Annotated in this window: 22 protein-coding genes; 9 read left to right on the top strand and 13 right to left on the bottom strand. The window is 73.7% G+C overall.

Going from position 1 to position 25,953, the window contains the following annotated elements:
* Window positions 1-4 precede the first annotated feature (4 nt).
* Genes ACIGAN_RS27105 through ACIGAN_RS27080 form a run of 6 tightly spaced genes read left to right on the top strand, consistent with a single transcriptional unit; the run spans window position 5 to window position 6,913 of the window.
* Window positions 5-1,348, top strand: coding sequence for an O-antigen ligase family protein (locus ACIGAN_RS27105; RefSeq protein WP_399861486.1), 1,344 nt, complete (start codon window positions 5-7; stop codon window positions 1,346-1,348).
* Entirely contained in the window at window positions 1,345-3,270 is a 1,926-nt protein-coding gene (murJ, locus tag ACIGAN_RS27100; protein ID WP_399861483.1) for a murein biosynthesis integral membrane protein MurJ, read from the top strand. The genes ACIGAN_RS27105 and murJ overlap by 4 nt, the downstream gene beginning before the upstream one ends.
* Complete coding sequence (locus tag ACIGAN_RS27095; RefSeq protein ID WP_365744630.1) at window positions 3,254-4,015, top strand: polysaccharide deacetylase family protein; 762 nt, start codon at window positions 3,254-3,256, stop codon at window positions 4,013-4,015. The genes murJ and ACIGAN_RS27095 overlap by 17 nt, the downstream gene beginning before the upstream one ends.
* Window positions 4,012-5,163, top strand: a complete 1,152-nt coding sequence (locus ACIGAN_RS27090) for a glycosyltransferase (protein ID WP_399861480.1) — start codon at window positions 4,012-4,014, stop codon at window positions 5,161-5,163. Before ACIGAN_RS27095 ends, ACIGAN_RS27090 begins: the two co-directional genes overlap by 4 nt.
* A complete protein-coding gene (locus ACIGAN_RS27085; protein WP_365099837.1) occupies window positions 5,160-5,810 on the top strand; it encodes a lipopolysaccharide biosynthesis protein in 651 nt (216 codons plus the stop codon). The genes ACIGAN_RS27090 and ACIGAN_RS27085 overlap by 4 nt, the downstream gene beginning before the upstream one ends.
* A complete protein-coding gene (locus ACIGAN_RS27080; protein WP_399861478.1) occupies window positions 5,807-6,913 on the top strand; it encodes a GNAT family N-acetyltransferase in 1,107 nt (368 codons plus the stop codon). Before ACIGAN_RS27085 ends, ACIGAN_RS27080 begins: the two co-directional genes overlap by 4 nt.
* Before the next feature lie 35 nt (window positions 6,914-6,948).
* Here the strand turns inward: ACIGAN_RS27080 and ACIGAN_RS27075 are convergent, their stop codons facing one another.
* Window positions 6,949-8,271, bottom strand: a complete 1,323-nt coding sequence (locus tag ACIGAN_RS27075; RefSeq protein WP_399861475.1) for a glycoside hydrolase family 26 protein — start codon at window positions 8,269-8,271, stop codon at window positions 6,949-6,951.
* 127 nt (window positions 8,272-8,398) lie between these two features.
* Between ACIGAN_RS27075 and ACIGAN_RS27070 the strand changes: the two genes are divergently transcribed.
* Together ACIGAN_RS27070 and ACIGAN_RS27065 are read left to right on the top strand one after the other, a co-directional pair.
* Window positions 8,399-9,607: an ATP-grasp domain-containing protein gene (locus ACIGAN_RS27070; protein WP_399861473.1), complete on the top strand. Its 1,209-nt coding sequence runs from the start codon at window positions 8,399-8,401 to the stop codon at window positions 9,605-9,607.
* 49 nt (window positions 9,608-9,656) lie between these two features.
* Window positions 9,657-9,917 carry a hypothetical protein gene (locus tag ACIGAN_RS27065; protein ID WP_399861472.1) on the top strand — a complete coding sequence of 87 codons (261 nt, stop codon included), beginning with the start codon at window positions 9,657-9,659 and terminating at the stop codon, window positions 9,915-9,917.
* A gap of 49 nt (window positions 9,918-9,966) precedes the next feature.
* Here the strand turns inward: ACIGAN_RS27065 and ACIGAN_RS27060 are convergent, their stop codons facing one another.
* From ACIGAN_RS27060 to ACIGAN_RS27050, 3 genes are all read right to left on the bottom strand, one after another.
* Window positions 9,967-10,764, bottom strand: coding sequence for a chaplin (locus ACIGAN_RS27060; RefSeq protein ID WP_399861470.1), 798 nt, complete (start codon window positions 10,762-10,764; stop codon window positions 9,967-9,969).
* A 117-nt stretch (window positions 10,765-10,881) separates the two neighbouring features.
* Window positions 10,882-11,133, bottom strand: coding sequence for a chaplin (locus ACIGAN_RS27055; RefSeq protein ID WP_365740454.1), 252 nt, complete (start codon window positions 11,131-11,133; stop codon window positions 10,882-10,884).
* A 205-nt stretch (window positions 11,134-11,338) separates the two neighbouring features.
* Window positions 11,339-11,734, bottom strand: coding sequence for a rodlin (locus tag ACIGAN_RS27050; RefSeq protein ID WP_365085890.1), 396 nt, complete (start codon window positions 11,732-11,734; stop codon window positions 11,339-11,341).
* A gap of 244 nt (window positions 11,735-11,978) precedes the next feature.
* Here ACIGAN_RS27050 and ACIGAN_RS27045 point away from each other — a divergent pair, with 244 nt between their 5' ends.
* The gene (locus ACIGAN_RS27045; protein WP_161369419.1) at window positions 11,979-12,374 is read left to right on the top strand and encodes a rodlin; all 396 of its coding nucleotides are present in this window, start codon (window positions 11,979-11,981) and stop codon (window positions 12,372-12,374) included.
* Between the two features lie 76 nt (window positions 12,375-12,450).
* Here the strand turns inward: ACIGAN_RS27045 and ACIGAN_RS27040 are convergent, their stop codons facing one another.
* From ACIGAN_RS27040 to iolC, 9 genes are all read right to left on the bottom strand, one after another.
* On the bottom strand, window positions 12,451-14,376 hold the full coding sequence (locus tag ACIGAN_RS27040; protein WP_399861466.1) for an AMP-dependent synthetase/ligase: 1,926 nt from the start codon (window positions 14,374-14,376) through the stop codon (window positions 12,451-12,453).
* Window positions 14,377-14,529: 153 nt separating this feature from the next.
* On the bottom strand, window positions 14,530-15,396 hold the full coding sequence (locus ACIGAN_RS27035) for an ABC transporter permease (RefSeq protein WP_365085899.1): 867 nt from the start codon (window positions 15,394-15,396) through the stop codon (window positions 14,530-14,532).
* The gene (locus tag ACIGAN_RS27030; protein ID WP_399861463.1) at window positions 15,393-18,050 is read right to left on the bottom strand and encodes a CocE/NonD family hydrolase; all 2,658 of its coding nucleotides are present in this window, start codon (window positions 18,048-18,050) and stop codon (window positions 15,393-15,395) included. The genes ACIGAN_RS27035 and ACIGAN_RS27030 overlap by 4 nt, the downstream gene beginning before the upstream one ends.
* Window positions 18,051-18,233: 183 nt before the next feature.
* Window positions 18,234-19,634, bottom strand: a complete 1,401-nt coding sequence (locus ACIGAN_RS27025) for an APC family permease (protein WP_365085905.1) — start codon at window positions 19,632-19,634, stop codon at window positions 18,234-18,236.
* 196 nt (window positions 19,635-19,830) lie between these two features.
* Complete coding sequence (gene mmsA / locus ACIGAN_RS27020) at window positions 19,831-21,333, bottom strand: CoA-acylating methylmalonate-semialdehyde dehydrogenase (protein ID WP_365085908.1); 1,503 nt, start codon at window positions 21,331-21,333, stop codon at window positions 19,831-19,833.
* A 14-nt stretch (window positions 21,334-21,347) separates the two neighbouring features.
* Window positions 21,348-23,225: a 3D-(3,5/4)-trihydroxycyclohexane-1,2-dione acylhydrolase (decyclizing) gene (gene iolD, locus ACIGAN_RS27015; protein WP_399861459.1), complete on the bottom strand. Its 1,878-nt coding sequence runs from the start codon at window positions 23,223-23,225 to the stop codon at window positions 21,348-21,350.
* A complete protein-coding gene (gene iolB / locus ACIGAN_RS27010) occupies window positions 23,222-24,034 on the bottom strand; it encodes a 5-deoxy-glucuronate isomerase (RefSeq protein ID WP_399861456.1) in 813 nt (270 codons plus the stop codon). The genes iolD and iolB overlap by 4 nt, the downstream gene beginning before the upstream one ends.
* A gap of 10 nt (window positions 24,035-24,044) precedes the next feature.
* On the bottom strand, window positions 24,045-24,935 hold the full coding sequence (locus ACIGAN_RS27005; protein ID WP_399861454.1) for a Cgl0159 family (beta/alpha)8-fold protein: 891 nt from the start codon (window positions 24,933-24,935) through the stop codon (window positions 24,045-24,047).
* The gene (gene iolC / locus ACIGAN_RS27000) at window positions 24,932-25,882 is read right to left on the bottom strand and encodes a 5-dehydro-2-deoxygluconokinase (RefSeq protein WP_399861452.1); all 951 of its coding nucleotides are present in this window, start codon (window positions 25,880-25,882) and stop codon (window positions 24,932-24,934) included. The genes ACIGAN_RS27005 and iolC overlap by 4 nt, the downstream gene beginning before the upstream one ends.
* Window positions 25,883-25,953 lie beyond the last annotated feature (71 nt).

Genomic DNA, 25,953 nt, shown 5'->3' with positions numbered 1-25,953 from the left:
CCGGATGACCCGGGTCGGGGCGCACGCGCCCGTTCTGCCGCTGCTGGCCGTCGTCGTCCTGCTCGCGCTGCCGCTCGGGCCGGGCGGCGAGGGCGGGGCCGGGCCGGCCGACGCGGTGTCCGCGGTGGTCGTGCTGTTCTGCGCCGTCCGGCTGGTCCGCGACCGGCGGCGGCCGCTGTCACCGACGGCCGCGGTGGTGCTGGGACTTCCGGTGCTCGGGGTCACCGTCGCGGCGATGGGGGCGGTGTCGCCGGGCGAGGGGCTCACCGGCCTCGGCCGCTACCTCCAGGTCTTCGTGCTGGTCCCGGCGGCCGTGCTGCTGCTCCTGCGCGACCGGGCCGACTTCCGGCTGCTGGCCTGGTCGTTCGTGGGGCTGGCGGTGTGGCAGGGAGCGGTCGGGGTGCACCAGTACGCGACCGGGACCGGCGCCTCGTACCAGGGGCGGCCGGTGCGGGCGGTGGGCACGTTCGGGGCGCAGGACGTGATGGGGATGGCCACGGTCGTCTCGCTCGGGCTGGTGTGCGCGGTGGGTCTCGCGCTCGGCGCCGGGCCCGTGCGGCAGCGGGTCATCGGGCTGGCCTGCGCGCTGGTGCTGCTGCCGCCGCTCGCGCTGTCCTTCAGCCGCGGGGCGTGGATCGCGACGGCGGTGACGGTCACCGCGCAGCTGCTGCTGTCCGGGCTGCGGCGGGCGCTGACCGCCGGGGCGGTGCTGGCCGCGGTGGGCGTGATCGTGGTGGGCGGCTTCGGACTGGGTACGGCGATGCTGCAGGAGCGGATCAGCAGCATCACGCGGGTCACGGACGCGCCCGACCAGTCGGTGACCGACCGGTACACCATGTGGGCGGCGGCCACCGGCATGTGGGGCGAGCATCCGGTGACCGGCGTCGGGCTCAAGGGCTTCCCCGAGCACCGGGACTCGCACGCCTCCCTGGCGCTGTCGGCGGGCAGCGACACGGAGGGCGCGGGCGCGGCCTTCCGCAAGCAGCCGCTGCTGTCCCCGCACAACATGTACCTGCTCATCCTGTCCGAGCAGGGCCTGCTGGGGCTGCTGGCCCTGGCGGGCAGCTGGCTGGCGCTGCTGCTGTGCGCGGTGCGCGCCCTGTGGCGGACCCGGCGCTCCCCCGCCCCGGGCCTGGACTGCGGCCTCGTCGCCTGCGGCCTGCTGGTCTGGCAGCTGACGGACTTCGCCTACGCCGACATCGGCGGCCCGTCCACGGTGCTGACGGCGATGTGCTTCGGCCTGGCGGCGTGGTGGGGGCTGGCCGCCGCGAGCACCCGGCCGCGGTCCGACGGGGCCGGCGCCGGCTCCGGTCCCCGGGCCCTGGCGAAGGGGGCGGCGGCGCGATGACGCTGACGCCTGAACAGACCGGCACGGGCGAGGCAGCGACGGTCCCGGCGGCGCGGGAAACGACGGTTCCGGCGGCGGAAACGGCGATTCCGGCGGCGGCGGAACCCTCGGTTCCGGCCGCACCGGACGCGAGCCGCCCCGGGACACCGGGCACCCCAACCGCCCCGGGTGGGACCGCGCCCGCCGACGCCCCCGTCACCCGTGGGTTCCTCGCCCGGGCCGCGTTCGTCACCGCCGTGTTCTCCGCTGCCGGGGCGCTGCTCGGGCTGGTGCGGGACCTGTCGCTGGCGCGGATGTTCGGGGCCGGGAGCGACACGGACGCGTTCCTCGTGGCGTGGACCGTGCCGGAGTTCGCGGCGACACTGCTCATCGAGGACGGGCTGGCCATCGCGCTGATCCCGGCGTTCAGCATGGCCCTGGCCCGGCGGGCGCAGGGCGCCGAGGGGGACCCGGTCCGTTCGCTGGTCGTCACCACCCTGCCCCGGCTGTCGCTGGCCTTCGCCGCGGTCGCCGCGCTCCTGGCCGTCTGCGCCCCGCAGCTCGTGGACGTCCTGGCCCCGGGCCTGCCGGATCCCGCGCTCGCCGTGGACTGCACCCGGCTCACCGCGACCTGCGTACTGACCTTCGGTCTGGCCGGGTACTGCAGCGCGGCCCTGCGCGCGCACCGCAGGTTCCTCGCCCCGGCGGCGATCTACGTCGCCTACAACACCGGCATCATCACGGCCGTGCTCGTGCTGGGCGGCCGGTGGGGCGTGCGCGCGGCGGCGGTCGGGGTGGCCGCGGGCGGCTGCCTGATGGTCCTCGCCCAACTCCCGGTGATGTGGCGCGAGCTGCGGCGCGCCCGGGGCGCCGGGCCGGCCGGCCGTGCGGAAACGGGCGGCACTGCGGTCGGCCGCGCGGAAACGGGTGGCGGTGCGAACGGCCGCGCGGAAACGGACGGCGCCGCGAACGGCCGCGCGGAAACGGACGGCGGTGCGGTCGGCCGTGCGGAAACGGGCGGCGGTGCGGTCGGCGGTGGGCGGCCCATGGGGCTCGCCCTGCTCGCCGCCGTCCTGCTGTTCGCGCTGTGCCGCCAGTCCCAGGTGCTGATCGAGCGGTTCCTCGGTTCCGCCCTGCCCGCCGGCGCCATCTCGCACCTGAACTACGCGCAGAAGGTCGCCCAGATCCCCATGACCCTGTCGCTGATGCTGTGCACGGTCACCTTCCCGGTCGTCGCCCGCGCCCTGGCCGACGGCGACACCGAGCGGGCCCGCGCCCGCGTGGAGCGGGACCTGGCCCTGGCCGCCTGCCTGGTGCTGGCCGGCGGCGCGGTCGTCGTGGCCTGCGCCCCGCACATGGTCCACCTGCTCTTCCAGCGGGGCGCCTTCACCGCCGAGGACACGGCCGCGACCGCCCGGGTGATGCGCGTGTACGCCCTCGGGCTGCTCGCGCAGACCCTGGTGGGGGCCCTGATCCGCTCGTACTTCTCGGCCGGCCGGGTCACCTGGTACCCGCTCGGCGCGATGGTGGCGGGCCTGGTCGTCACCGCCGGCGCGGGGGCCTGGGCGGTGGGTCCCTGGGGCGTCCTGGGCATCGCCGCCGCGAACGCGGCCGGCATCACCGTCACCGCCGCGCTGCTGCTGGCCGGCATGGGCCCGCGCTCCATCCCGATCCGCACCCGGCGCGTCCTGGCCGGGCTGGGCCGCCCGCTGGCCGCCGCGGCCGTGGCGGCGGCGGCTGGTGCCTGGGCCGCCGGCCGGTTCGCACTGCCGCACTCCGCGGGCGTGCCCGGCTCGCCCCTGACCGCCCTCGCCGCCGGCGCCCTCACCGTCGCCGTCGTCTTCCTCACGCTCGGCCGGGCCCTGGGCGACCAGGGCTGCCGCACCGCGCTGACCACCCTCCGTTCCGTCTCACGAAGGCTCCCTCATGGCCGCTCCCGTTGACTCCCCGGACACCGGCACCCGCGCCAGACCCGGCCCGGTCCTGTTCGTGGCGATGTACCACTCCGTCGGCGACCCCACGGACGACCCGTACCGCATCACGGTCGCGCCCGAGCGGCTGGACCAGCAGCTCGGGCTGTTGCGGCGGCGCGGGCTGCGCGGGGTGTCCATGACCGACCTGCTCACCGCCCGGGCCCGGGGCGAGGGGCGGGGCCTGTACGGGCTCACCTTCGACGACGGCTACGCCGACTTCGTCTCCGCGGCCCTGCCCGTCCTGCGCCGCCACGGCTGCGGCGCCACCCTGTTCGTGCTCCCGGGCCGGCTCGGCGGCGAGAACGCCTGGGACCCGCTCGGTCCGCGCAAGCCGCTGCTGACCGCCGAGGGGGTCCGGCGCGCGGCCGCCGAGGGCGTCGAGATCGGCTCGCACGGCCTGACCCACGTCGACCTGACCCGGGCCGACGACGCCACCCTCCGATCGGAGACCGAGGGCAGCAGGACCGTGCTCGCGGAACTCACCGGCGCGCCCCCGGCCGGCTTCTGCTACCCCTACGGCACGGTCGACGCGCGGGCCGTCGACGCCGTACGGCGGGCGGGCTACACCTACGCCTGCGCGATCGACCCGGGCCCGCTGGGCGGCCCGCACGCGCTGCCCCGGGTGCACATCGGCCAGAACGACACCCCCGTACGGCTGTTCCTGAAGTACCGGCTGCACCGGTTGCGCCGCCGACCCGTCGAGGAGCCGCGGTGAGGGCCCTGCACATCATCACCGGTCTCGGCGTGGGCGGTGCCGAGCAGCAACTGCGGCTGCTGCTGCGGCACCTGCCCGTGGACTGCGACGTGGTGACGCTGACCAACCCGGGGGCGGTCGCCGCCGGGCTGCGCGCGGACGGGGTGCGCGTCCACCACCTCGGCATGGCCGGCAACCGCGACCTGGGCGCGCTGCCCCGGCTGGTGCGGATCATCCGCGCGGGCGGCTACCAGCTCGTGCACACCCACCTGTACCGCGCCTGCGTGTACGGCCGGATCGCCGCGCGGCTGGCCGGGGTGCGGGCGGTGGTCGCCACCGAGCACTCCCTGGGCGACTCGCAGATGGAGGGCCGGCCGCTCAACGCGGGGGTCCGCGCGCTGTACCTGGCGGGCGAGCGCCTCGGCCGCACCACGGTCGCCGTCTCCCCCACCGTCGCCGACCGCCTGAAGCGCTGGGGCGTGCCCGGCCCGCGCATCGAGGTCGTGCCCAACGGCATCGACGTGGCCCGCTTCCGCTTCGACGCGGCCCGCCGCGCGCAGACCCGCCGCCGGCTCGGCCTGCCGGAGGACGCGTACGTGATCGGCGCCGTCGGCCGGCTCGCGCCCGGCAAGCGCTTCGGGGTGCTGATCCGGGCGCTGGCCCAGCTCCCGGAGGACCACCGGCTGCTGCTGGTCGGGGGCGGCCCGGAGGAGGACGTGCTGCGCCGCACCGCCCGGGCCGCCGGGGTCGCCGACCGGGTGCTGTTCACCGGGGAGCGCCCCTGTGTCCCCGACGGCTCACCCGGCCCCGACCTGCCGTCGCTGGCCTGCGCGATGGACGTCCTCGCCTCGCCGTCCCCGGAGGAGGCCTTCGGCCTGGCGATCGTGGAGGCCCTCGCCTGCGGCCTGCCGGTCCTCTACGCCTCCTGCCCCGCCCTGCAGGACCTGCCCCCGGCGGCGGCGCCCCTCGCCCGGCGCGTCACCGGCGGCCCCGACTCCTTCGCCCGCGCCCTGACGGACGTACGGCTGCGGGGCACCGGGCAGCGCACGGTGCCCGAGGCCGCCCGCCACTACTGCATCACCCGCAGCGCCGCCCGGCTGATGGACGTGTACGCCGCCGCGGTCGCCCGTCCCCTGTCCCCCTCGCCCCAGGAAGCCCGCACCTCATGACCGACACCCCCGCACGGCAGCACCGCCCGGTCACCGCCCTCACCCGGTCCCTGCCCCCCTGGTCGCTGCTCGCGGCCGGGGCCGTGGCAGGCGGACTGCTCGGCGGCACGTACGGCCTGGTCAGGACCCCGCAGTACACGGCGACCAGTTACGTCGTCGCCGTGCCGACCCAGAAGTCCGACACCGCCACCGCCCTCGGCTTCGCCCAGGCCTACGGCCGGGTCGCCCCGCAGCTCGCGGTGCTCGGGGACGCGCAGGTGTGGGCGGGGGTGCCCGTGTCGACGCTGCGGGAGAGCGTCCGCACGGCGACCTCGCCGGACGCGCCCATGGTGTCGGTCACCGCGACCTCCTCCCGCCCGGACCTCGCCGCCGACATGGCCGACGCCGTGGCCCGCGCGCTGACCCGGCACGCCGCCGACACCGAGGAGTCGACCCGCGTGGAGCTGCAGCAGTTCGCCCGCGCGGTCGAGCCGGCCGAGCCGTCCTCCGCCTCCGCCCGGGTGACCGGGCTGGTCGGTGCGAGCGCGGGCGGGCTGCTGGGCGGGCTGGCGGTGCTGGTCCGGCCCCGCCGGGCCGCGGAGACCACCGGGCGGCAGGCCGCCGTGCCCGGTCCGGCCGTCGCCGCCGACGCGCACGGGCAGCTGTGACGTACACGGCGGAACTGGTCACCCGGGAGCGGGACTTCGCGGCCCTCGCCACCGACTGGGACCGGCTGCACCGGCGGTACGCGCACGCCACCCCGTTCCAGAGCCACGCCTGGCTGCACTCCTGGTGGCGGTCCTACGGCGGGCGCGGCCGGCTGCGGCTGGTGCTGGTGCGGGACGGGCGAAGCGGTGACCTGGTCGCCGCCGCCCCGCTGACGCTGGTGCGGCGCCCGCTCCCGTCGCTGGTGCCGCTCGGCGGGGCGATCTCCGACTACGGGGACGTGCTGCTGGACGACGCGCACGGCGAGGAGGCGCTGGCCGCGCTCACCGGCGCGCTGTCGGCCGCGGCCCGCACCGCGCTGATCGACCTGCGCGAGGTGCGGCCCGGCGGAGCGGCCGAGCGGGTCTACGAGCGGTGGACCGGGCCCCGCGGCCGGGTGGACGACTCCGTCTGCCTGGAGCTGCCGGCCGTCCCCATGGGCGAGCTGATCGCCCGGCTGCCGTCGAAGACCCAGCAGCGGCTGCGCGCCAAGCTGCGCCGGCTGGACGCGCTCGGCATCCAGCGGCGGGTCGTCGCGCCGCCCGAGGTGGAGACGGCCCTGCTGCGGCTGCTGGAGCTGCACCGGTTGCAGTGGCAGGGGCGGAAGGTGACCTCGGAGCATCTGCGGCCGCGGTTCCGGGAGCACCTGGTGCGCTCGGTCGGGCCGATGGTGCGCGGCGGGGACGCGGTGGTCACCGAGTTCCGGCTGGACGAGGAGGTGGTGGCCGTGGACCTGACGCTGCTGTCGCCGCGGCTCGCGGGCGGCTATCTGTACGGCGCCCACCCGCGGTTGCGCGAGCACAAGGCGGACGTGGCGGCCATGCTGCTGGACTCGACCGCCACCCACACCAAGGACGCCACCCTCGGCACCCTGAGCCTGCTGCGCGGCAACGAGCCCTACAAGCACCACTGGCGTCCGCTGACGGTGGTGAACCAGCGGCTGCTGCTGGCCCGGCGGCGCACGGCACCGCTGCTGGCGGCGGCGCTGTGCGACGCGGCGGCGCGGCGGCGCGGCAAGGACGTGCTGCGCCGTCTGCGGGAGCGCGACCGTGGCGGCCGGCCCTGACCGGGCCGGCCGCCGGCCGCGCTGACGGCCCCGGGCTAGTGCGTACGCGACCACCAGTCGAGGCGCAGGCAGAGCTTGCCGCCCATCCAGTACTCGACCCAGTCGCCGAGGTTCAGCGGCGAGCAGTTCGCCGGACGCTCCGGCTCGGGCGTGCTCGGCCGCGGGGTGGGGGTGGGCGCCGGTGGACTGGCCGGGGCGGTCGGGGCCGGGGTGGTCGGGGCGGGGGTGCTGTCCTCGTCGCGGCCGAACAGGAAGGACCGGTAGACCTCGGAGGCCCGGGGGTTGTCGTCGCACTGCCACACGCCGTGCGGGCAGTAGTCCGTCAGGGTCTGGTACAGCGGCTTGTGCTCGTCCATCCAGGCGAGCATGCGCTTCATGTAGTCGGCGTTGTCGCCGTTGCGGAACAGTCCCCATTCCGGGAAGGAGATGGCCTTGCCGTGGGCCTTCGCGAATTCCACGTGCTGCTGCAGCCCGTAGGGCTCCTTCACCTGTTCGTCGAACGACATTCCGCGCGGCTGGTCGTAGGCGTCCATGCCGATGATGTCGACGGTGTCGTCGCCCGGGTAGCACTGCGTCCAGGGCACGGCGTCTCGGCCGCGGCTCGGGGTGAAGTCGAACCGGAACCTCTGGCCCGGCACCGCGCGCATGGTGGTGACGATCCGGTTCCAGTACTGCTTCCACGCCTCCGGGTCCGGCCCGCAGCGGTGGGTGTACGTGATGCCGTTCATCTCCCAGCCGAGCACCAGCACCGTGTCCGGCACGCCCAGTTCGACCAGCCGCTCGGCGAGCGCGCGGAAGTGGTGGTCGTAGCGCCCTGCCGCGCCCTCGCGCAGCAGCCGCCGGACCTCGTGGTCGGGCACGCCCTCCTCGTTGCGCTCCAGCATGGGCACGTTGAGGACGAGCAGCCGGTCGGCCTGCTCGCGGCGCCAGTTGGCCCACACGTCGAGGAAGCCGGGGCGGCCCTCGATGTTGCTCCAGCGGTCGCCGGGCAGATAGGTGTGCCCGACGCGCAGCTTCGCCCCGCCGAGCCAGGCGCTGAGCTGCGCCATGCGGGCCACGCCGCGCGGGCCGTAGTCGAGGTAGGCGCCGAAGGCGGGGGCGGGTGCGGCGGGTGTGGTGCCCGGCGCCGTGCCCGGTTCCGTGGCGCCCGGTGCGGGCGACCCGGGCGGGACGGCGGGAACCGCCGGTGCCGCCGGGGTGGCCGCTGGTGTGGCCGCGGGTGCCGGTGGTTCGGCGGGATGTGCCGCCCCCGTCCCCGCGACGACCGTGTGACCGGACGCCAGCGCCGCCGTCGCGGCGACCGCCGCCGCGACGAAGGCCAGCCGCCGGGACCGTGCGCGTCGCTGCCGTGTGCCCATGGCCGCCCCTTTCGTTGTCCTCCGCTTATTGACACTCAGTCATATGAAACGGATTCACGCCACCGCCACTGAGGCTTTCGAGTGGCCCCCTCGCCCGCACCGGTGACCCAGTTCGAAGGAAATGCCCGTGTCTCTGCTCGACATTCGCGTCCCCGCGGTTCTGCTGCGGATGGACCGGAACCCCTTTCACCACGGAACGCTGGGCGCCGTGCGCTCACTCGGCCGGGCGGGCGTGGAGGTGCACGTGGTCGCGGACTGCGCGGGGAGTCCCGTGCGCGAGTCCTGTTTCGTGCGCGGGCTGCACGCACCGCCGCCGCCCGGGGCGTCCCCGGCCGAGATCGCGCGGGTGCTGCGCCGTGTCGCCACGCGTCTCGCGCGTCCCGCGGTGCTGATCGCGATGGACGACGCGGGGGCCGTCGCGGTGGGCCGGATGCGCGAGGAGCTGGCGCCGGCGTACCTGCTGCCCGAGACGGCCGGGGCGCTGCCCGAACGCGTCGCCGACAAGGCGGAACTGGCCCGGGTGTGCGCCGCGCTGGACGTCGCGCACCCCGAGACGCTGGTGCCGGACAGCGCGGAGCGGGCGGCCTCGGCCGTGGCGCGGCTGGGACTGCCGGTGGTGGCGAAGTGGAGCAGGCCCTGGCTGGTGCCGGCGGACAGCGGGCTGCGCAGCACCGTGCTGGTGCGCTCCGCGCGGCAGGCGCGCGAGCTGTATCGGCGGGCCGGGGAGGCGGGCAGCCGGCTGCTCCTGCAGGCGTTCCTGCCGCCGGGCCCGGACCGCGACTGGTTCTTCCACGGGTACGCCGACCGCTCCGGGCTGGTGCGGGCCGGCGGCACCGGCCGCAAGCAGCGTGCCCGCCCGCGCGGGGCGGGCCTGACGTCGGTCGGCCGCTGGACGGCCAACCCGGAGGTGCGGGTGCTCGCCGAGCGGATCACCGGGGAACTGGGCTACCGCGGCATCCTCGACCTGGACTTCCGCCGCTGCGGCGCGACGGGCCGCTACCACCTGCTCGACTTCAACCCGCGCCCCGGGGCCCAGTTCCGTCTCTTCACCGACACGGCGGGCGTGGACGTGGTACGGGCCCTGCACCTGGACCTGACGCACCGTCCGCTGCCGCAGGGGGCGCCGCGGCCCGGGCGGGCGTTCGTGGTGGAGAACTACGCCCCGCTGAGCGCGCTGCGGCCCGCGCCCGCCGGCCGGGAGCTGGCCTGGCACGCCTCGGACGACCGGGCGCCCGGCCGGGCGATGTGGCACCTGTGGGGCCGGCACGCGGCCGGACGGGTGCTGGAGCGTCTGCGCCCGGAGCCAGCTGGGTGGTTCACCCGCATGGCGCGATAGAAGTGCGTGCTTTTTATACGAGAATGCCTAATTTGTTCCTATGACTCACATGAAGCGCACCGCAACGGTGCTTTCCAGCCTCGCCCTGAGTGTCGCGCTCCTCGGCGGCACCGCGACGGCCTCTCAGGCGGACATCCTCCCCGAGGTCACCCACTCGAAGGACTGGGACTCGAAGGACCGGGACTCGAAGGACTGGGACTCGAAGGACCGGGACTCGAAGGACCGGGAGGAGTGCAAGGAGCACGACAGCCTGGGCCTGATCCTGCTGGGCATCCCCCTGCTCGGGTTCTTCTACCCGGGCGACTGCTGACCGCACAGCCTTCACGGGTGCCGGGCGCTCGCGTCCGGCACCCGCTGTGTCAGCGGTGGGACGCGGCCCGGCCCCGCCGGTAGAGCACGGCGCCGCCCGTGATCAGCGCCGCACTGGCGGCCGCGGCACCGAGCAGGGCCCCGGCGCCGGTCTCGGGGAGACTGGGCGGCTGCTCCTGACCGCCGGGAGGTGTCCGGTGGCCCGCGGGGGGCGTCTGCGGCGGTGTCGACTGATGGCCGCCCGGCGGGGGTGTGTGCGGGGGCTTCACCGGCGGGGTGTGCGGGGGCGTGGCCGGGGGTGTGTGCGGGGGCTTCGTGGGCGGGGTGTCGCCGTACCCGTAGCCGCCGTCGTCATCGCGCCCGTAGCCGCCGTCGTCGTGGCCGTAGCCACCGTCGTCGTGGCCGTACCCGCCGTCGCCGCGGGGTGTGCCGCCGCCGTGGGACCGGTCCTCGCCGTCGCCGGGGGGCTGGTCGCCTTCGTCGCCGGGCGTGCCCTCACCGTCGTCGCCTTCGTCGCCGTCGCCGGGCCAGTCGTCGCCGTCGTCGTACGCCGAGTCGCCCGGGGAGTCGTGGCGGCCGCCGTCACCGTGACCGCCGCGGCCGTCCGAGTCGTTCGCGCACGAATTGCCGAACGCCGGGTTGAGCGCGGCGACCACGTCGACGGTGTTGCCGCAGGCGTTGACCGGCACCTCGACCGGAGCCTGGATGGTGTTGCCGGACCCGGCGCCCGGAGAGCCCTTGGCGGCTCCCTCGGCGGTCGAGTCGGCGAGGGCGGCGCCGCCGCACAGGGACAGGATGCCCGTCGCGGCCGCTGCCGCGACCATTCCCTTGCTCAGAGTCTGTCGCAATCTCGTTGCCTCCTGCTCGTGGAGTGCTCGTAGAAGTGGGAAAGGCCGGCCCCGGAGCGAACGGTGTTCTCCCGGGGCCGGCCAGGTCGCAGCCGGTGCTGCTCGTGCGTTACCGCGTCAGTCGTTCTTGCACACGTTGCCGAACGCCGGGTTCAGCAGGCCGACGATGTTCACGGTGTTGCCGCACACGTTGATCGGGATGTGCACCGGGATCTGGAGGACGTTGCCCGACAGCACACCCGGGGAACCCACCGCGGCACCCTGGGCTCCGGCGTCCGCCATGGCCGGGCCGGCCATGCCCAGGGCCATGATCGCGCCCGCGACGACAGCAGCGCTCTTCTTCATGAACTTTCCCTTCTCTGCAGTCATGCCTCTTTGTCGGCCGAAGCCGAGCGAGCACAGCCGGAACGGCTCGCACCATGACCTGCAGCCTGCAAACGAGGAATCGACCTTCGAAGACACTAAGATATTTACGGTGCAGGGGAATTCACTCGAATGCCCCGTGAATGCCCCGGGTACGGCCGGGCGGCCCGCCGTGGATCCGGCGGGCCGCCCGGGCTGCGTACGGTACGGGTCAGTCGCCGTTCGCCGAGAGGACCGACAGGTCCTCCAGGATGTGGTTGAGCGCGCCGTCCCGCTTGGCGTTCGTCGAGTTGTCCGCGCACTGCTGCTGGACGTGGTCCGACAGGATCGGGATGTCCTGGACCACCACGCCGATGAGGGCGGCAACGCCGACGTCGAGGTCCTGAACGGCGAGACAGGGCTTGTTGAGCGTGCCGTCCACCAGCGAGAGCTGGGGGCTCATGTCGCCCTTGGTCGCCGAGTTGCCGAACGACGACGAGGCGCCGTTGCCGTTGGCGACGGACGGCCCGGAGTCGTCCCCGACGGCAAGAGCCTGGGGAGCTGCCGCCACCGACATTCCGATGACACTGGCGGCGGCCGCCGCGGCGACCATTGCCTTCTTGAGCACTTCGCGTTCCTTTCCTCGTAGCGACGCATGTCCTACGGCCTCATCAACACGGCTCCGGATGATTGGTTGCGGGTGTTCACCCGGTTGGCCCGCAGCGCCCCAAATCCCTGATAATCACCGGGAAGTAAGAACACACAAACTGTCCTGGCATGGGCTGACAGAGTGATGAGGAGAAACCATGCACCGCCCGTGCAGTTGACCAGAACGCTCCGGAGGACGGGGTTTCCTCAGAAAGGACTGGTCAGTGATCAAGAAGGTTATTGCCACCGCGGCGATCGCCGCTTCCGTCATGGGAGCCTCCGCCGCCGCGGCCCCGCAGGCGCTCGCTGTCGGCGACGACAGCGGACCGACCGCCGTGAACGGCAACGGGGCGATGCAGAGCTTCGGCAACTCGTCCACGTACGGCAACATGAGCCCGCAGATGGCCCTGATCCAGGGCTCGTTCAACAAGCCGTGCATCGCCGTGAACGACCTGCCGATCGGTGTCGGCGCGCTCATCGGCATCCCGATCCAGGACATCCCGATCCTGTCGGACCACCAGCAGCAGCAGTGCGCGGAGAACTCCACCAACGCCAAGCGCGACGGTGCGCTGGCGCACCTGCTGGAGGACGTGTCGATCCTGTCGGCGAACGGCGGCTGACGCACGCGCGCCCGAAAGGGGGCGGGCCGCCGGGCAGTCGCCCGGCGGCCCGCCCCCTTTCGCTGTGCCGGTGGCGTCAGGCCCTGCCCGCGTACAGCGCCTCGATCTGCTCCGCGTACGCCGCCGTCGCCGCCTGCCGTTTGACCTTCAGGGACGGCGTCAGCAGTCCGTTCTCCTCGGTGAAGTCGCCCTCGACCAGGGCGAAGGCGCGGATCGACTCGGCGCGGGAGACGGCCTCGTTGGCGTGGTCCACGGCCTTCTGCACGTCGGCGCGCAGGCGTTCGTCGTGGACGAGCTCGGACAGCGGGGTGTCGGCGGGCAGTCTGCGGACCGCGAGCCAGTGGGCGAGGGCGTCGGGGTCGAGGGTGATCAGGGCGGCGACGTAGGGGCGGTTGTCGCCGACGACGAGGCACTGGCCGATGGGCGGGCGGCTGCGCAGGCGGTCCTCCAGGACGGCCGGGGAGACGTTCTTGCCGCCCGTGGTGACGAGGATGTCCTTCTTGCGGCCGGTGATGGTGAGGTAGCCGTCCTCGTCGAGGGAGCCCAGGTCGCCGGTGGCGAACCAACCGTCGTCCAGGGCCTCGGCGGTGGCGGCCGGGTCGTTCCAGTAGGCGGTGAAGACGATGCCGCCCTTGATGAGGACCTCGCCGTCGTCGGCGATGCGGACGGTGGTGCCGGGGACCGGCAGGCCGACCGTGCCGGGGCGCGGGGCCAGGGGCGGGACGACGGTGGCGGCGGCGGTGGTCTCGGTGAGGCCGTAGCCCTCGTAGATCAGGATGCCGGCCGCGTAGAAGAAGAGGTTGAGCTCGCGGTCCAGAGGGCTGCCGCCGCTGATGGCGTAGCGCAGGCGGCCGCCGAGTTCCTTGCGGATGCGGCGGTAGACCAGCAGGTCGTACAGGGCGTGCGCGGCGCGCAGGGCCGGGCCGGGGCCCTTGCCCTTGCCCAGGAACCGGTTCATGTGGGCCTGGCCGAAGCGGACGGCGACGCGGTGCGCGCGGTCGAAGGAGGAGCCGCGGCCGAGCTTCTCGGCGGTGGCGCGGCCGGTGTCGTGGATCTTCTCGAAGAGGTACGGGACGCCGACCAGGAACGTCGGGCGGAACGCCCGGAGGGCCGGGCGGAGTTCGTCCGGTTTGATGCTCGGGAAGTGGCCGATCTCGATGCGGCCCATCAGGCAGGCGATCTGCAGGGTGCGGCCGAGGATGTGCGCGAGGGGCAGGAAGAGGAGCGTCGAGGCGGTCTCGCCGGTGACCTCCTTGAACACGGGGTGCAGCAGTTCGACGGTGTTGGCGGCCTCGGCGTGCAGGTTGGCGTGGGTGAGGACGCAGCCCTTGGGGCGGCCGGTGGTGCCGGACGTGTAGCAGAGGGTGGCGGGGGTGTCGGGGGTCAGGGCCGTGCGGCGCTTGACGACCTCCTCGTCGGTCACGTCCCGGCCGAGGGCGGTGAGGTCGTCGAGGGCGCCGCCGTCGAGCTGCCACACGCGCGGGGGCCGGGGGTGGCCCGCCGTGCCGGTCCGGACCGTGTCGGCGTTCCCGGCTGTCTCCGTGACGACGTGGCGGGCGCCGGAGTCGCGGACGATCCACTCCACCTGGTCGGCGGAGGAGGTGGCGTAGACCGGGACCGTCTGGCCGCCGGCGGACCAGATCGCGAAGTCCAGGACCGTCCACTCGTAGCGGGTGCGGGACATCACGGCGACGCGGCCGCCCGGTTCGAGGCCGGCCGCGATCAGGCCCTTGGCGACGGCGGTGACCTCGTCGGCGAAGGCGGCCGCGGTGACGGGCTGCCAGCTGCCGTGCCGTTCGCGGCGCAGGACCACGGCGTCGGGCGCCTCGGCCGCGTTGGTGAACGGGATGTCGGCGATGGCGCCGGTCGTGGGGCGCGGCGCCAGGGGCGCCACGCGGGCCTCGCGGACGACGCCCCGTTCGTCCCTGACGGTCTCGGCCCCGGTGCGCAGCGCCAGGCCGGTGCGCTGCTTCGCCCGTTTCAGATCCTTGCGTACGCCCATGACGGCTCCCGGTCGCGGATGAGGCTGACGTGCTGCCGCTCGTGTGTACGGGCACGTGCTCGTACTTACTCGGGAGTAAACTTACTCGGGCGTAAGCAAAGGTCAATGGGGCGGGGCGGTACCGCGAGGCAGGCGGGAAGGGCCGGACAGGCCCTAGGAGACGATGTCCTTGCGGGCGAAACCCCGGAAGGCCAGGGCGAACAGCACCAGCGCGTAGGTGACGGAGACGGACGTGCCCTGGATCATGTCCGACCACTCCAGCTGCGGACGGACGGCGTCGAGCCAGGCGTACTGCCAGTGCGCGGGCAGGAAGTCGCGCCAGTCGCCGAGGGCCGTCACCTCGTCCAGGACGCTGCCGATGATGGTGAGGAACACCGCGCCGCCGACCGCGCCGAGCGGGGCGTCCGTGCGGGTGGACAGCCAGAACGCGAGGGCGGCGGTGACCAGTTGGGACACCATGATGTACGCGACGACGATCAGGATGCGCTGGGCCGCCGTGCCGGTGGACAGGCTGCCGCCGGTGGGCAGTTCCAGCGGGCCCCAGCCGTAGGCGGCCGTGCCGACGGCGAGGGCGACGACCGGGAGCAGGACCATCGCGGCGAAGCTCAGGGTGAGTCCGACGGCGAGCTTGGACCACAGCAGCCGGGCCCGGGGCACGGGGGCCGCGAGCAGGTAGCGCAGGGACGACCAGCCGGCTTCCGAGGCGACCGTGTCGCCGCAGAACAGGGCGACGGGTATGACGAGCAGGAAGCCGGCGGCGGAGAAGAGGTTGACCGCGGCGAAGTTCGCCCCGGACGCGGTCGCCGTGTCCATGAGGTTGACCCGGTTGTTGCCGCCGCCCGGGTCGCCGCCCACCTGGAAGGCGATGAGCAGGATGACCGGCAGGGCGAACAGGACGCCGCCCATGACCATCGTGCGGCGCCGCTTCAGCTGCCGGACCAGCTCGACGCGGAAGGGCAGGGTGCGGCCCGCGCGGTAGCCGTCGGCGACCTCGGCGGGCGGCTCGGCGAGCGTGCTCATGCTTCGGCTCCGATCAGGGTGAGGAAGGCGTCCTCCAGGCGGCGGTGCGGGCCGACCGACGTGACCGCCACGTCCAGCCGTACCAGCTCGGCGATCAGGCGCTGCGGGGTGCCGTCGGCGTCGAGCCGGACCAGCAGGCCCTCGTCGGCGCGCACGGCCGAGGCGACGCCCGGCAGGGCGGCGACCTTCTCCACGACGGGCTCCTCCACGGGCGTGGCCGTGCCCACCAGGAGCGTGTCGCCCGAGCCGACGATCTCCGCGACCGGGCCCGTCTGGACGAGCTGTCCGTGGTCCATCACCACCAGGTGGGTGCAGGTCTGCTCCACCTCGGACAGGAGGTGGCTGGAGACGATGACCGTGCGGCCGGCGGCGGCGTAGCGGATCATCACCTCGCGCATCTCGCGGATCTGGGGCGGGTCCAGGCCGTTGGTGGGTTCGTCGAGGATGAGCAGGTCCGGCAGGCCGAGCATGGCCTGCGCGATGGCCAGGCGCTGGCGCATGCCCTGGGAGTAGGTGCGCACGGCGCGGGCGAGGGCGTCGCCCAGGCCCGCGATCTCCAGGGCCTCCTCCAGGTGCGCGTCCTCGGCGGGGCGGCCGGTGGCGCGCCAGTACAGCTCCAGGTTCTCCCGGCCGGACAGGTGCGGCAGGAAGCCCGCGCCCTCGACGAAGGCGCCGACCCGGGAGAGCACCGGGGCGCCCGGCGCGATGGCGTGGCCGAAGACGCGGATCTCGCCGCCGTCGGGCGTGATCAGGCCCATCAGCATGCGCAGGGTGGTCGTCTTGCCGGCGCCGTTGGGCCCGAGCAGGCCGAGCACCTGGCCCTTCTCGACGCGGAAGGAGAGGTCCTTGACCGCGTACCGGTCCGAGGCCTTGGCGTAGCGCTTGGTCAGGCCGGTGATCTGGAGAGGGACCTCGGCGAGGGCCGGGTCCGGCGGGGCGGGGGCGACCGTGCGGCGGCGGCCGGTGACGATCAGGGCCAGGGCGATCGCGGCACCCGTCAGGGGCAGCCACCACACCCACGCGGGCAGCGCGTTCCCGCTGTCCCGCTGCCCGAGGGCGGAGGGCACCGACAGATCGCCCTTGAGGGAGACGGTGTAGGTCGCCGGGGCGGTCGGGGAGGCGTAGCCGAGGTCGGTGGAGGCGAGAACCAGGCGCAGGCGGTGGCCGTCGTCGATCTCGTGGTCGATCGCCGGGAGGGTGACGCGGACGTCCTTGCCCGCCTTGGCGCCCTCGACCCGGACGGGCGTGACGAGCTGGGAGGGGAGCACCTGCCGGGCGTCCCCGCCGGGTCCGACGTCGTAGAGCTTGGCGAAGAGCACGGCGTCGTCGCTGGTGGACCTCACGTGGACGGTCACGGCGGGCGAGCCGGTGATCTGGAGGTCCTCGCGGAGCGGCGCCGACTCGAACGCGGCGAACTGGCCGGGGAAGTCCAGCGAGACGCCGATGCCGAGGCTGGACAGCTGGCTCAGGCCGCCCGCGCCGCCGAGGCCGGGCAGGGCGGAGACACCGGGCGGGCTGGCGCCGGGCGGGTTGGCGAAGCTCTGCTCGCGACCGGTCAGGGCCAGGGAGGTCCGCTTGCTCTCCAGACCCGGGTAGCGGTCGGAGGTGACGCCGGTCAGCCGGGGTTCGCCGTCGCCGGAGCCCGTGCCGAGCGTGCGGGTGACGCGGAAGGCGGGGCCGGTGTCGGCGCCCTTGTCGCCCTTCAGGTAGCGGTCGAACCAGGTCCGCACGCGGTCCTGGACGCGGCCGGTCTCCATGTCGCCGCCGTCGTGGCCGCCGGCGATCCAGTCGACGTCGACGGGGGCGCCGCCCGCACGAATGGTCCTCGCCGCCTGGTCGGCCTGGCCGAGCGGGAAGAGCGAGTCGGACTGGCCCTGCAGCAGCAGCGTCGGGACCTTGATGTCCTCGCCGACCGCGGACGGGGAGCGCTGCTCCAGCAGCTCGCGGGCCTCGGCGTCGGGTGTGCCCGACTCGGCGACCCGCTCGTACATCCGGCACAGCGTGGGCTCGAACTTCTCGCAGCCGCCGCCGGAGTTGACGAAGATGCCGGCCCACAGCTTCTTGAACACGCCGTTGGGGAAGAGGGCGTCGGCGAGGTTCCAGTACGTGATCGCCGGAGCGATGGCGTCCACGCGCCGGTCGTGGCCGGCGGTGAGCAGGGCGATGGCGCCGCCGTAGGAGCCGCCGGCCATGCCGACGCGGGGGTCGCCCTTCCCGTCGAGCTGGACCCGGGGCTGTGTGGCGAGCCAGTCGAGGAGCTTGGAGACGTCGGCGACCTCGCCCTCGGGGTCGTTCAGGCCGATCTTCCCGGTCGACCTGCCGAAGCCGCGGGCCGACCAGGTCAGGACCGCGTAGCCGTCCCGGGCGAGGTCCTCGGCCTGCTGCCGGACGTCTTTCTTGCTGCCGCCGAAGCCGTGCCCGAGCAGGACGGCGGGGCGGCGGCCGTCTCCTCCGGAGGTGAAGAAGGAGGTGTCGATGCGCACGCCGTCCCCGGTGTCCAGGAGCCGGTCCGTGCGGTGCACCGGGGGCGCTTCGTCGCCGGCGACGGCCGTCCACGTCCCCGCGCCCGCGAGCACGGCGACGGCGGCCCCGGCGGCGAGGAGCCTCCGGGGTCGCCGGAGCAGCCCGTTCAGTCCGGGCAGTCGAAGATCCATGCGTCAACGGTACGGGGTGAACCTGTCGATGGGTTGTCGACCGGAGACCGAAGTGCGGGGCCTTCCAGGGGTGTACACGGAGTCTGCGGCGTACTGCGGGTGGTGTACGGCTACGGGCTCGGCGGGGGCTGGGCGTTGCCGGGTGCGGGTGCCTGGTGGCTGGTCGCGCGGTTCCCCGCGCCCCTAGAGGGCCTGTTCGTCCTCCGGTACCGAGACCAGCCATCGGGTCTCCGGGCGCGGGCGGAGGTACAGGGCCCAGTACACGGTCGCCGCCGCTGTGATGCCGCCGGTCCACAGCAGGTACTCCGGTTCCTGCCGGCTGAGGATGTAGACCAGGACCACGATCAGCAGCAGCGGGGCCGCGGGCCACAGGGGCATGCGCCAGGCCGGGGTGTGCCGGTGGGTGCCGCGGCGGGAGAGCAGGGCGGCGACGGCGACCAGCAGGTACATGCCGGTCACCGAGACGCCCGTGACGCCGTAGAGGGTGTCCAGGTTCACGAAGCACAGGGCCGCGCCGGGGACGCCGACCGCGAGGGTGGCGACCCAGGGGGAGCCGAAGCGGCCGAGGCGCGAGAAGAGGGTGTTGACCGGGGCGGGCCAGGCCTTGTCGCGGGCGGAGGCGAACAGGACGCGGGAGTTCTGGATGACCATGACGATCCCGGCGTTGATGATCGCGAGGGCCACGCAGAGGCTGACGAACGTGCCGACGGCCGTGTTGGACCAGGCGGTGACCATGGTGGAGATGTCCCCGCCGGTGAGGGCGGCGAGGTCGGGGGCGCCCAGGGTGATGGCCGCAACCGGGACCAGGATGATCACGGCGGAGATGGCGAGGGTGGCCAGGACCGTGCGGGCCACCGAGCGGCGGGGGTTCTCCAGTTCCTCGGAGAGGTAGACGGCCGTGGAGAAGCCCTGGGTGACGAACAGGGCGATCGCGAGGCCGGAGACGACCAGCAGGGCCGTCACCGTGTCGGGAGCGCCGTCCGGTCCCGCCACCCGCATCGAGACCAGGCTGCCGGCGCCGCGCTCGGTGTGGGTGAAGCCCAGCACGGCCACGACCGCCGCCGCGATGACCTCCAGGACCAGGAAGACGCCGGTGATCCAGGCGTTGGCCCGCAGGTCCAGCAGGCCGGCCAGGGTGGCGAGGAGCATCACCGAGGCGCCCGTCCAGGACGGGTCGAGGTGGGCCAGCGGGGCGAGGTAGTCGGCGGTGCCCATCGCGATGACCGGCGGGACGATCATCACGACCAGCAGGGACAGCACGAAGACCAGCCAGCCGGCGAGACGTCCGGCCAGGGTGGAGACCATGGCGTACTCGCCGCCGGCGCTGGGGACGAGGGTGCCCAGCTCCGAGTAGCAGAACGCCACGGCGACGCAGAGCAGGGAGCCGATGGCGATCGTCAGGGCGGTGGCGGTGCCGAGCGAGCCGAACAGGTCCGGGACGACCACGAACAGCGTGGAGGCCGGGGTCACGCAGGAGAGGGTCAGGAGGGTGCCGCCGACGACTCCGATGGAGCGCTTCAGCTTCTTGGGGCCGCCCGGCGCCTGCGCGACGGCGGCCTCGACAGGGGTGAGGGTCTCGGTCACGTGAGGGATGCAACATCGACGGAAACCATCACGTCAATGGCTGTTCACCTACGAAATCCGTAGTGTCAGGCCGATCATTCGAGCGTTAACGTTGCATCAAGGCTTCTGCGTCACGGGCGTGACGGGTGCGGGAACCGCAGGGCGGGTGGGCAAAAAAACGGGGCCGTCCGCCATGCGGACGGCCCCGGCGTGCCGGTCAGTGGTTGCGCGGGAAGCCCAGGTCCACGCCGGCCGGGGCGTCGGCCGGGTCCGGCCAGCGTGTGGTGACGACCTTGCCGCGGGTGTAGAAGTGGGTGCCGTCGTTGCCGTAGATGTGGTGGTCGCCGAAGAGCGAGTCCTTCCAGCCGCCGAAGCTGTGGTAGCCGACGGGGACCGGGATCGGGACGTTCACGCCGACCATGCCGGCCTCGACCTCCAGCTGGAAGCGGCGGGCCGCGCCGCCGTCCCGCGTGAAGATCGCGGTGCCGTTGCCGAACGGCGAGGCGTTGATCAGGTCCAGGGCCTCCTCGTAGGTCTCGGTGCGCAGCACGCACAGGACCGGGCCGAAGATCTCGTCCTGGTAGGCCTTGGCGGACGTGGGGACCTTGTCGAGCAGGGAGATGCCGATCCAGTGGCCGTCCTCGAAGCCGTCGACGGTGTAACCGGTGCCGTCCAGGACGACCTCGCAGCCCTCGGCGGCCGCGCCCTCGACGTAGGACGCCACCTTGTCGCGGTGGACCTTCGTGATGAGCGGGCCCATCTCGGAGGTGGGGTCGTCGCCGGGGCCGATCTTGATCTTTTCGGCGCGCTCGCGGATCTTCTCCACCAGTTCGTCGCCGATGGCGCCGACCGCGACGACCGCGGAGATGGCCATGCAGCGCTCGCCCGCGGAGCCGTAGGCCGCGCTCACCGCCGCGTCGGCGGCCGCGTCCAGGTCGGCGTCCGGCAGGACCAGCATGTGGTTCTTGGCGCCGCCGAGCGCCTGGACCCGCTTGCCGTTGGCGGAGGCGGTGGTGTGGATGTAGCGGGCGATCGGGGTCGAGCCGACGAAGGAGACGGCCTTGACGTCCGGGTGCTCCAGCAGGCGGTCGACGGCCACCTTGTCGCCGTGGACGACGTTGAAGACGCCGTCCGGCAGACCGGCCTCCGCCAGCAGCTCGGCGAGCTTGACGGACGCCGACGGGTCCTTCTCGGACGGCTTCAGCACGAACGTGTTGCCGCACGCGATGGCGATGGGGAACATCCACATCGGCACCATCGCCGGGAAGTTGAACGGCGTGATGCCCGCGACCACGCCGAGCGGCTGGCGGATGGAGGAGACGTCGACGCGGCTCGCCACCTGCGTGGACAGCTCGCCCTTCAGCTGCACGCTGATGCCGCAGGCCAGGTCGACGATCTCCAGGCCGCGGGCGACCTCGCCGAGGGCGTCGGAGTGCACCTTGCCGTGCTCGGCGGTGATCAGCTCGGCGATCGCGTCCCGGTTGGCGTCGAGCAGCGCGCGGAACTTGAACAGGATCGAGGTCCGCTGGGCCAGCGAGGACTGGCCCCAGGTGGCGAACGCCTCCTTGGCGGCCGCGACCGCCGCGTCCACCTCGTCGACCGAGGCGAACGCGACCTTCGTCGTGACCTCGCCGGTGGCCGGGTTGGTCACCGGCCCGTGCGTGCCCGAGGCGCCTTCGACGGTCTTGCCGCCGATCCAGTGGTTGACGATCTTCGTCATGGCCGGGAACTCCTTCACAGATGGCGGCGTCGGGTGGAGACGTGCCGTTCGTACAGCTCACGTGCCTTGACCGCGGACGGCCGTGTCGCGGTCTCGGCCACGGGTACATCCCACCAGGCCTGCGCCGGGGGCGCGCCCGACACTGTGTCTGCCGTTTGGGTCTCCACGTAGACACATGTGGGAGTGTCGGCGGCCCGGGCCTCGGCGAGGGCCTCGCGCAGGTCCCGCACGGTCTTGGCGCGCAGGACGCGCATGCCGAGGCTGGCCGCGTTGGCGGCGAGGTCCACGGGCAGCGGCGGGCCGGTGAACGAGCCGTCCTCGGCCGGGTAGCGGTACGCCGTGCCGAAGCGCTCGCCGCCGACCGACTCGGACAGGCCGCCGATGGACGCGTAGCCGTGGTTCTGGATGATCACGACCTTGATCGCGACGCCCTCCTGCACGGCCGTGACGATCTCCGTCGGCATCATCAGGTAGGTGCCGTCGCCGACCAGGGCCCACACGGGCCGGTCCGGGGCGGCCAGCTTCACGCCGATGGCGGCCGGGATCTCGTAGCCCATGCAGGAGTAGCCGTACTCCAGGTGGTACTGGTCGCGGGACCGGGTCCGCCAGAGCTTGTGCAGGTCGCCGGGGAGGGAGCCGGCCGCGTTGATCAGGATGTCGGACTCGTCGACGAGGGCGTCCAGGGCGCCGAGGACCTGCGGCTGGGTGGGGCGGGTGTCCGGTTCCTCGACCTCGTAGCAGGCGTCGACGCGCTGCTCCCAGCGCTCCTTGTCCTCGGTGTACTCGGTGACGTAGGTGCCGGCGACCCGGTACGCGTGCGGGCGCAGGGCCTCGGTGAGTTCCCGCAGACCGCTGCGGGCGTCCGCGACCAGGGGCTGCCCGGCGAGCTTGTGGCCGTCGAAGGGGGCGATGTTGAGGTTGAGGAACCGCACGTCGGGGTGGGCGAAGAGGGTGCCGGAGGCGGTGGTGAAGTCGGTGTAGCGGGTGCCGACGCCGATCACCAGGTCGGCGGTGCGGGCCAGTTCGTCCGCCGTGGCCGTGCCGGTGTGGCCGATGCCGCCGACGTCCTGGGGGTGGTCGTGGCGCAGGGAGCCCTTGCCGGCCTGGGTGGAGGCGACCGGGATGCCGGTGGCCTCGGCGAACTCGGCGAGGGCCTCCTCGGCGCGGCTGTGGTGGACGCCGCCGCCCGCGACGACCAGGGGCCGCTCGGCCGCCCGGATCGTCCGCACGGCCTCGGCCAGTTCCGCCGGGTCGGCGGCGGGGCGCCGGACGGTCCAGACGCGGTCGGCGAAGAACTCCTCGGGCCAGTCGTAGGCCTCGGCCTGCACGTCCTGCGGCAGGGCGAGGGTGACGGCGCCGGTCTCGACGGGGTCGGTGAGCACGCGCATCGCGTGCAGCGCCGAGGGGATCAGGGCCTCGGGGCGGGTGACGCGGTCGAAGTACCTCGACACCGGGCGCAGGCAGTCGTTGACCGACACGTCACCGGCGTACGGCACTTCCAGCTGCTGCAGGACCGGGTCGGCGGGGCGGGTGGCGAAGGTGTCGCCGGGCAGGAGCAGCACCGGCAGGTGGTTGACGGTGGCGAGGGCCGCTCCGGTGACCAGGTTGGTGGCGCCCGGGCCGATGGAGGTCGTCACCGCGTGCGTGGACAGGCGGCCGGACTGGCGGGCGTAGCCGACCGCCGCGTGCACCATGGCCTGTTCGTTGCGGCCCTGGTGGTAGGGCATCGCGTCGGCGTACTCGACCAGCGCCTGACCGAGGCCGGCGACGTTGCCGTGGCCGAAGATGCCCCAGGTGGCGCCGATGAGCCGCTGCCGCACCCCGTCGCGCTCGGTGTACTGGGCGGCGAGGAAACGGACCAGCGCTTGGGCGACGGTCAGGCGGGTGGTCATCGGTACCCCTCCGTGTGGTCCGGGTGGAAGCAGATCCGCCACTCCCGCGTCTCCCCCGGGCCGGCCATGACGTTCAGGTAGTACATGTCGTGGCCGGGCTGGGCGATCGACGGGCCGTGCCAGCCGTCCGGGACGAGGACGGCGTCGCCGGAGCGGACCTCGGCGAGGACGTCGGATCCGCCCTCCCGCGAGGGGAATACGCGCTGGTAGCCGAAACCGTTCGGACCGTCGATCTCGAAGTAGTAGATCTCCTCCAGCTCCGCCTCCTCGCCGGGCCGGTGCTCGTCGTGCTTGTGCGGCGGGTAGGAGGACCAGTTGCCGCCGGGCGTGATCACCTCGACCGCGATGAGCTTGTCGCACTCGAAGGCGTCCGCCGAGGCGAAGTTGCGGACGCGGCGCAGGCAGGTGCCGCTGCCGCGTTCCTCGACGGGGACCTCCGGCGCGGGGCCGTAGCGGGCGGGGAGTTGTCGCTCGCACTTCGCTCCTGCCAAAGCAAAGCGGCCTCCCGCGCCGGAGGCGATCTGGACCCGGGTGTCCCGGGGCGCGTACGCGAAGTCGGTGACCGACGCGAACACGTTCTCCCGGCCCGAGAGGGTGAACTCCTGCTCTTCCACGCGCACCGTGCAGCCGCCCCGCAGCGGCAGCACGATCCACTCGCTGTCGCCGGTGGTGAAGGTGTGCGTGCCACCGGGCGCCAGCTCCACGATTCGCAGACTGCTGTGCGTCCAGCCGGCCCGCTCGGGGTCGATGTCCAGGAGGTAGTTCACGTCGGCGGTGGTGCCCTTGGGGACGTACAGCCCACTGGTCATGAAGCGGCCCTCACAGCAGTCCTACGGCGGTGTCCACGGCGGCGGCCACGTCGCCGTCCGCCGGGTACAGCAGGGAGCGGCCGACCACCAGCCCGCGCACGGTGGGCAGTTGCAGCGCGCCGCGCCACTTCTCGTACGCCCCGGCCTGTTCCTCGGCGGAGCCCCCGACCTCGCCGCCGAGCAGGACGGCGGGGAGCGTGGAGGTCGCCATGACCTCGGCCATGTCGTCCGGGTTGGCGGTGACCGGCACCTTCAGCCAGGTGTAGGCCGAACTGCCGCCCAGGCCCGAGGCGATGGCGATCGAGCGGGTGACGGCCTCGGCGGACAGGTCGTTGCGCAGCCGTCCGGACTCGTCGCGGCGGCTGATGAACGGCTCGACGAAGACGGGCAGCCTGCGCTCGGCCATGGCGTCGACGGCCCGGGCGGCGGACTCCAGGGTGGTCAGCGAGCCCGGGTCGTCGTAGTCGATGCGCAGCAGCAGCTTGCCGGCGTCGAAGCCGAGGCGCTCGATGTCCTCGGGGCGGTGGCCGGTGAAGCGGTCGTCGAGTTCGAAGCGGGCGCCCTGGAGGCCGCCGCGGTTCATCGAGCCCAGGACGACCTTGCCCTCGAGCGCGCCGAGCAGCAGCAGGTCGTCGAGGATGTCGGCGGTGCCGAGGACGCCGTCCACGCCCGGGCGGGACAGCGCCAGGCAGAGGCGTTCGAGCAGGTCGGCGCGGTTGGCCATGGCGAGGCTCCGGCCGCCGGCGCCGAGGGCGCCGCGGGCCGGGTGGTCGGCGGCGACGATCATCAGCCGGCCGTTGTCGTTCAGCAGCGGCCGGCGGGTGCGGCGGGCTGCGGCCTCGGCGATCGCCTCGGGGTGGCGGCTGCGCAGCCGGACGAGTTCACCGACGTCGACGCTCACTTGACGGCCCCCGCGGTGACGGCCGCCTCGATCTCGTCCGGGGTGGGCATCGCGGAGGAGCACTCCAGGCGGGAGGCCACGATGGCGCCGGCGGCGTTGGCGTGCCGCATGGTCTTCTCCAGGTCCCAGCCGGCCAGCAGGCCGTGGACGAGGCTGCCGCCGAAGGCGTCCCCGGCACCGAGGCCGTTGAGCACGTCCACCGGCAGCGGCGGCACCTCGGCGCTCTCCCCGGCGCTGTTCACCGCGAGGACGCCCTTGGGGCCCTGCTTGACGACGGCCAGTTCGGCACCGGCGTCCAGCAGGGCGCGGGCGGCGGTGTGGGGCTCGCGCACGCCGGTGGCGACCTCCACCTCGTCGAGGTTGCCGACCGCGACGGTGGTGTGGCGCAGCGCCTCCTCGTAGAAGGGGCGGGCGGTCTCGGGGTCCGTCCAGAACATCGGGCGCCAGTCGAGGTCGAAGACCGTCGGGCCGGCCTTGGCGCGGTGGGCGAGGGCGGCGAGCGTCGCGGTCCGGCTGGGCTCCTCGCTCAGGCCGGTGCCGGTGACCCAGAAGACACGGGCGTCGCGGATCGCGTCCAGGTCCAGCTCGTGGGCGTCGATCTCCAGGTCGGGGGCCTTGGGCTGCCGGTAGAAGTACAGCGGGAAGTCGTCCGGCGGGAAGATCTCGCAGAAGGTGACCGGGGTGGGCAGGCCGGGCACGGGGGTGACCCAGCGGTCGTCCACGCCGAAGTCCTTCAGGGCCTGGTGCAGATAGGTGCCGAAGGGGTCGTCGCCGGTCCGGGTGATCACCGCGGTGTGCCGTCCCAGGCGCGCCGCGGCGACCGCCACGTTGCTCGCCGAGCCGCCGAGGAACTTGCCGAAGGACGTGACCTGCGGCAGGGGGACGCCCGTCTGCAGCGGATACAGATCCACTCCGATCCGCCCCATGGTGATCAGGTCGTACGCCATCGTGTCCCCTCGGTGTTCGGCTCTCCCCGGCTTTGTAGCCCCCTTCCCGAAGCCCTGTCAATGTTTTGTCC

Origin of the sequence: Streptomyces sp. NPDC085931, assembly GCF_044540565.1 — a bacterium.
GTDB lineage: Bacteria > Actinomycetota > Actinomycetes > Streptomycetales > Streptomycetaceae > Streptomyces.
The sequence above is the reverse complement of the archived record's forward strand: the minus strand, read 5'-3'. Positions and strand labels throughout refer to the sequence as shown.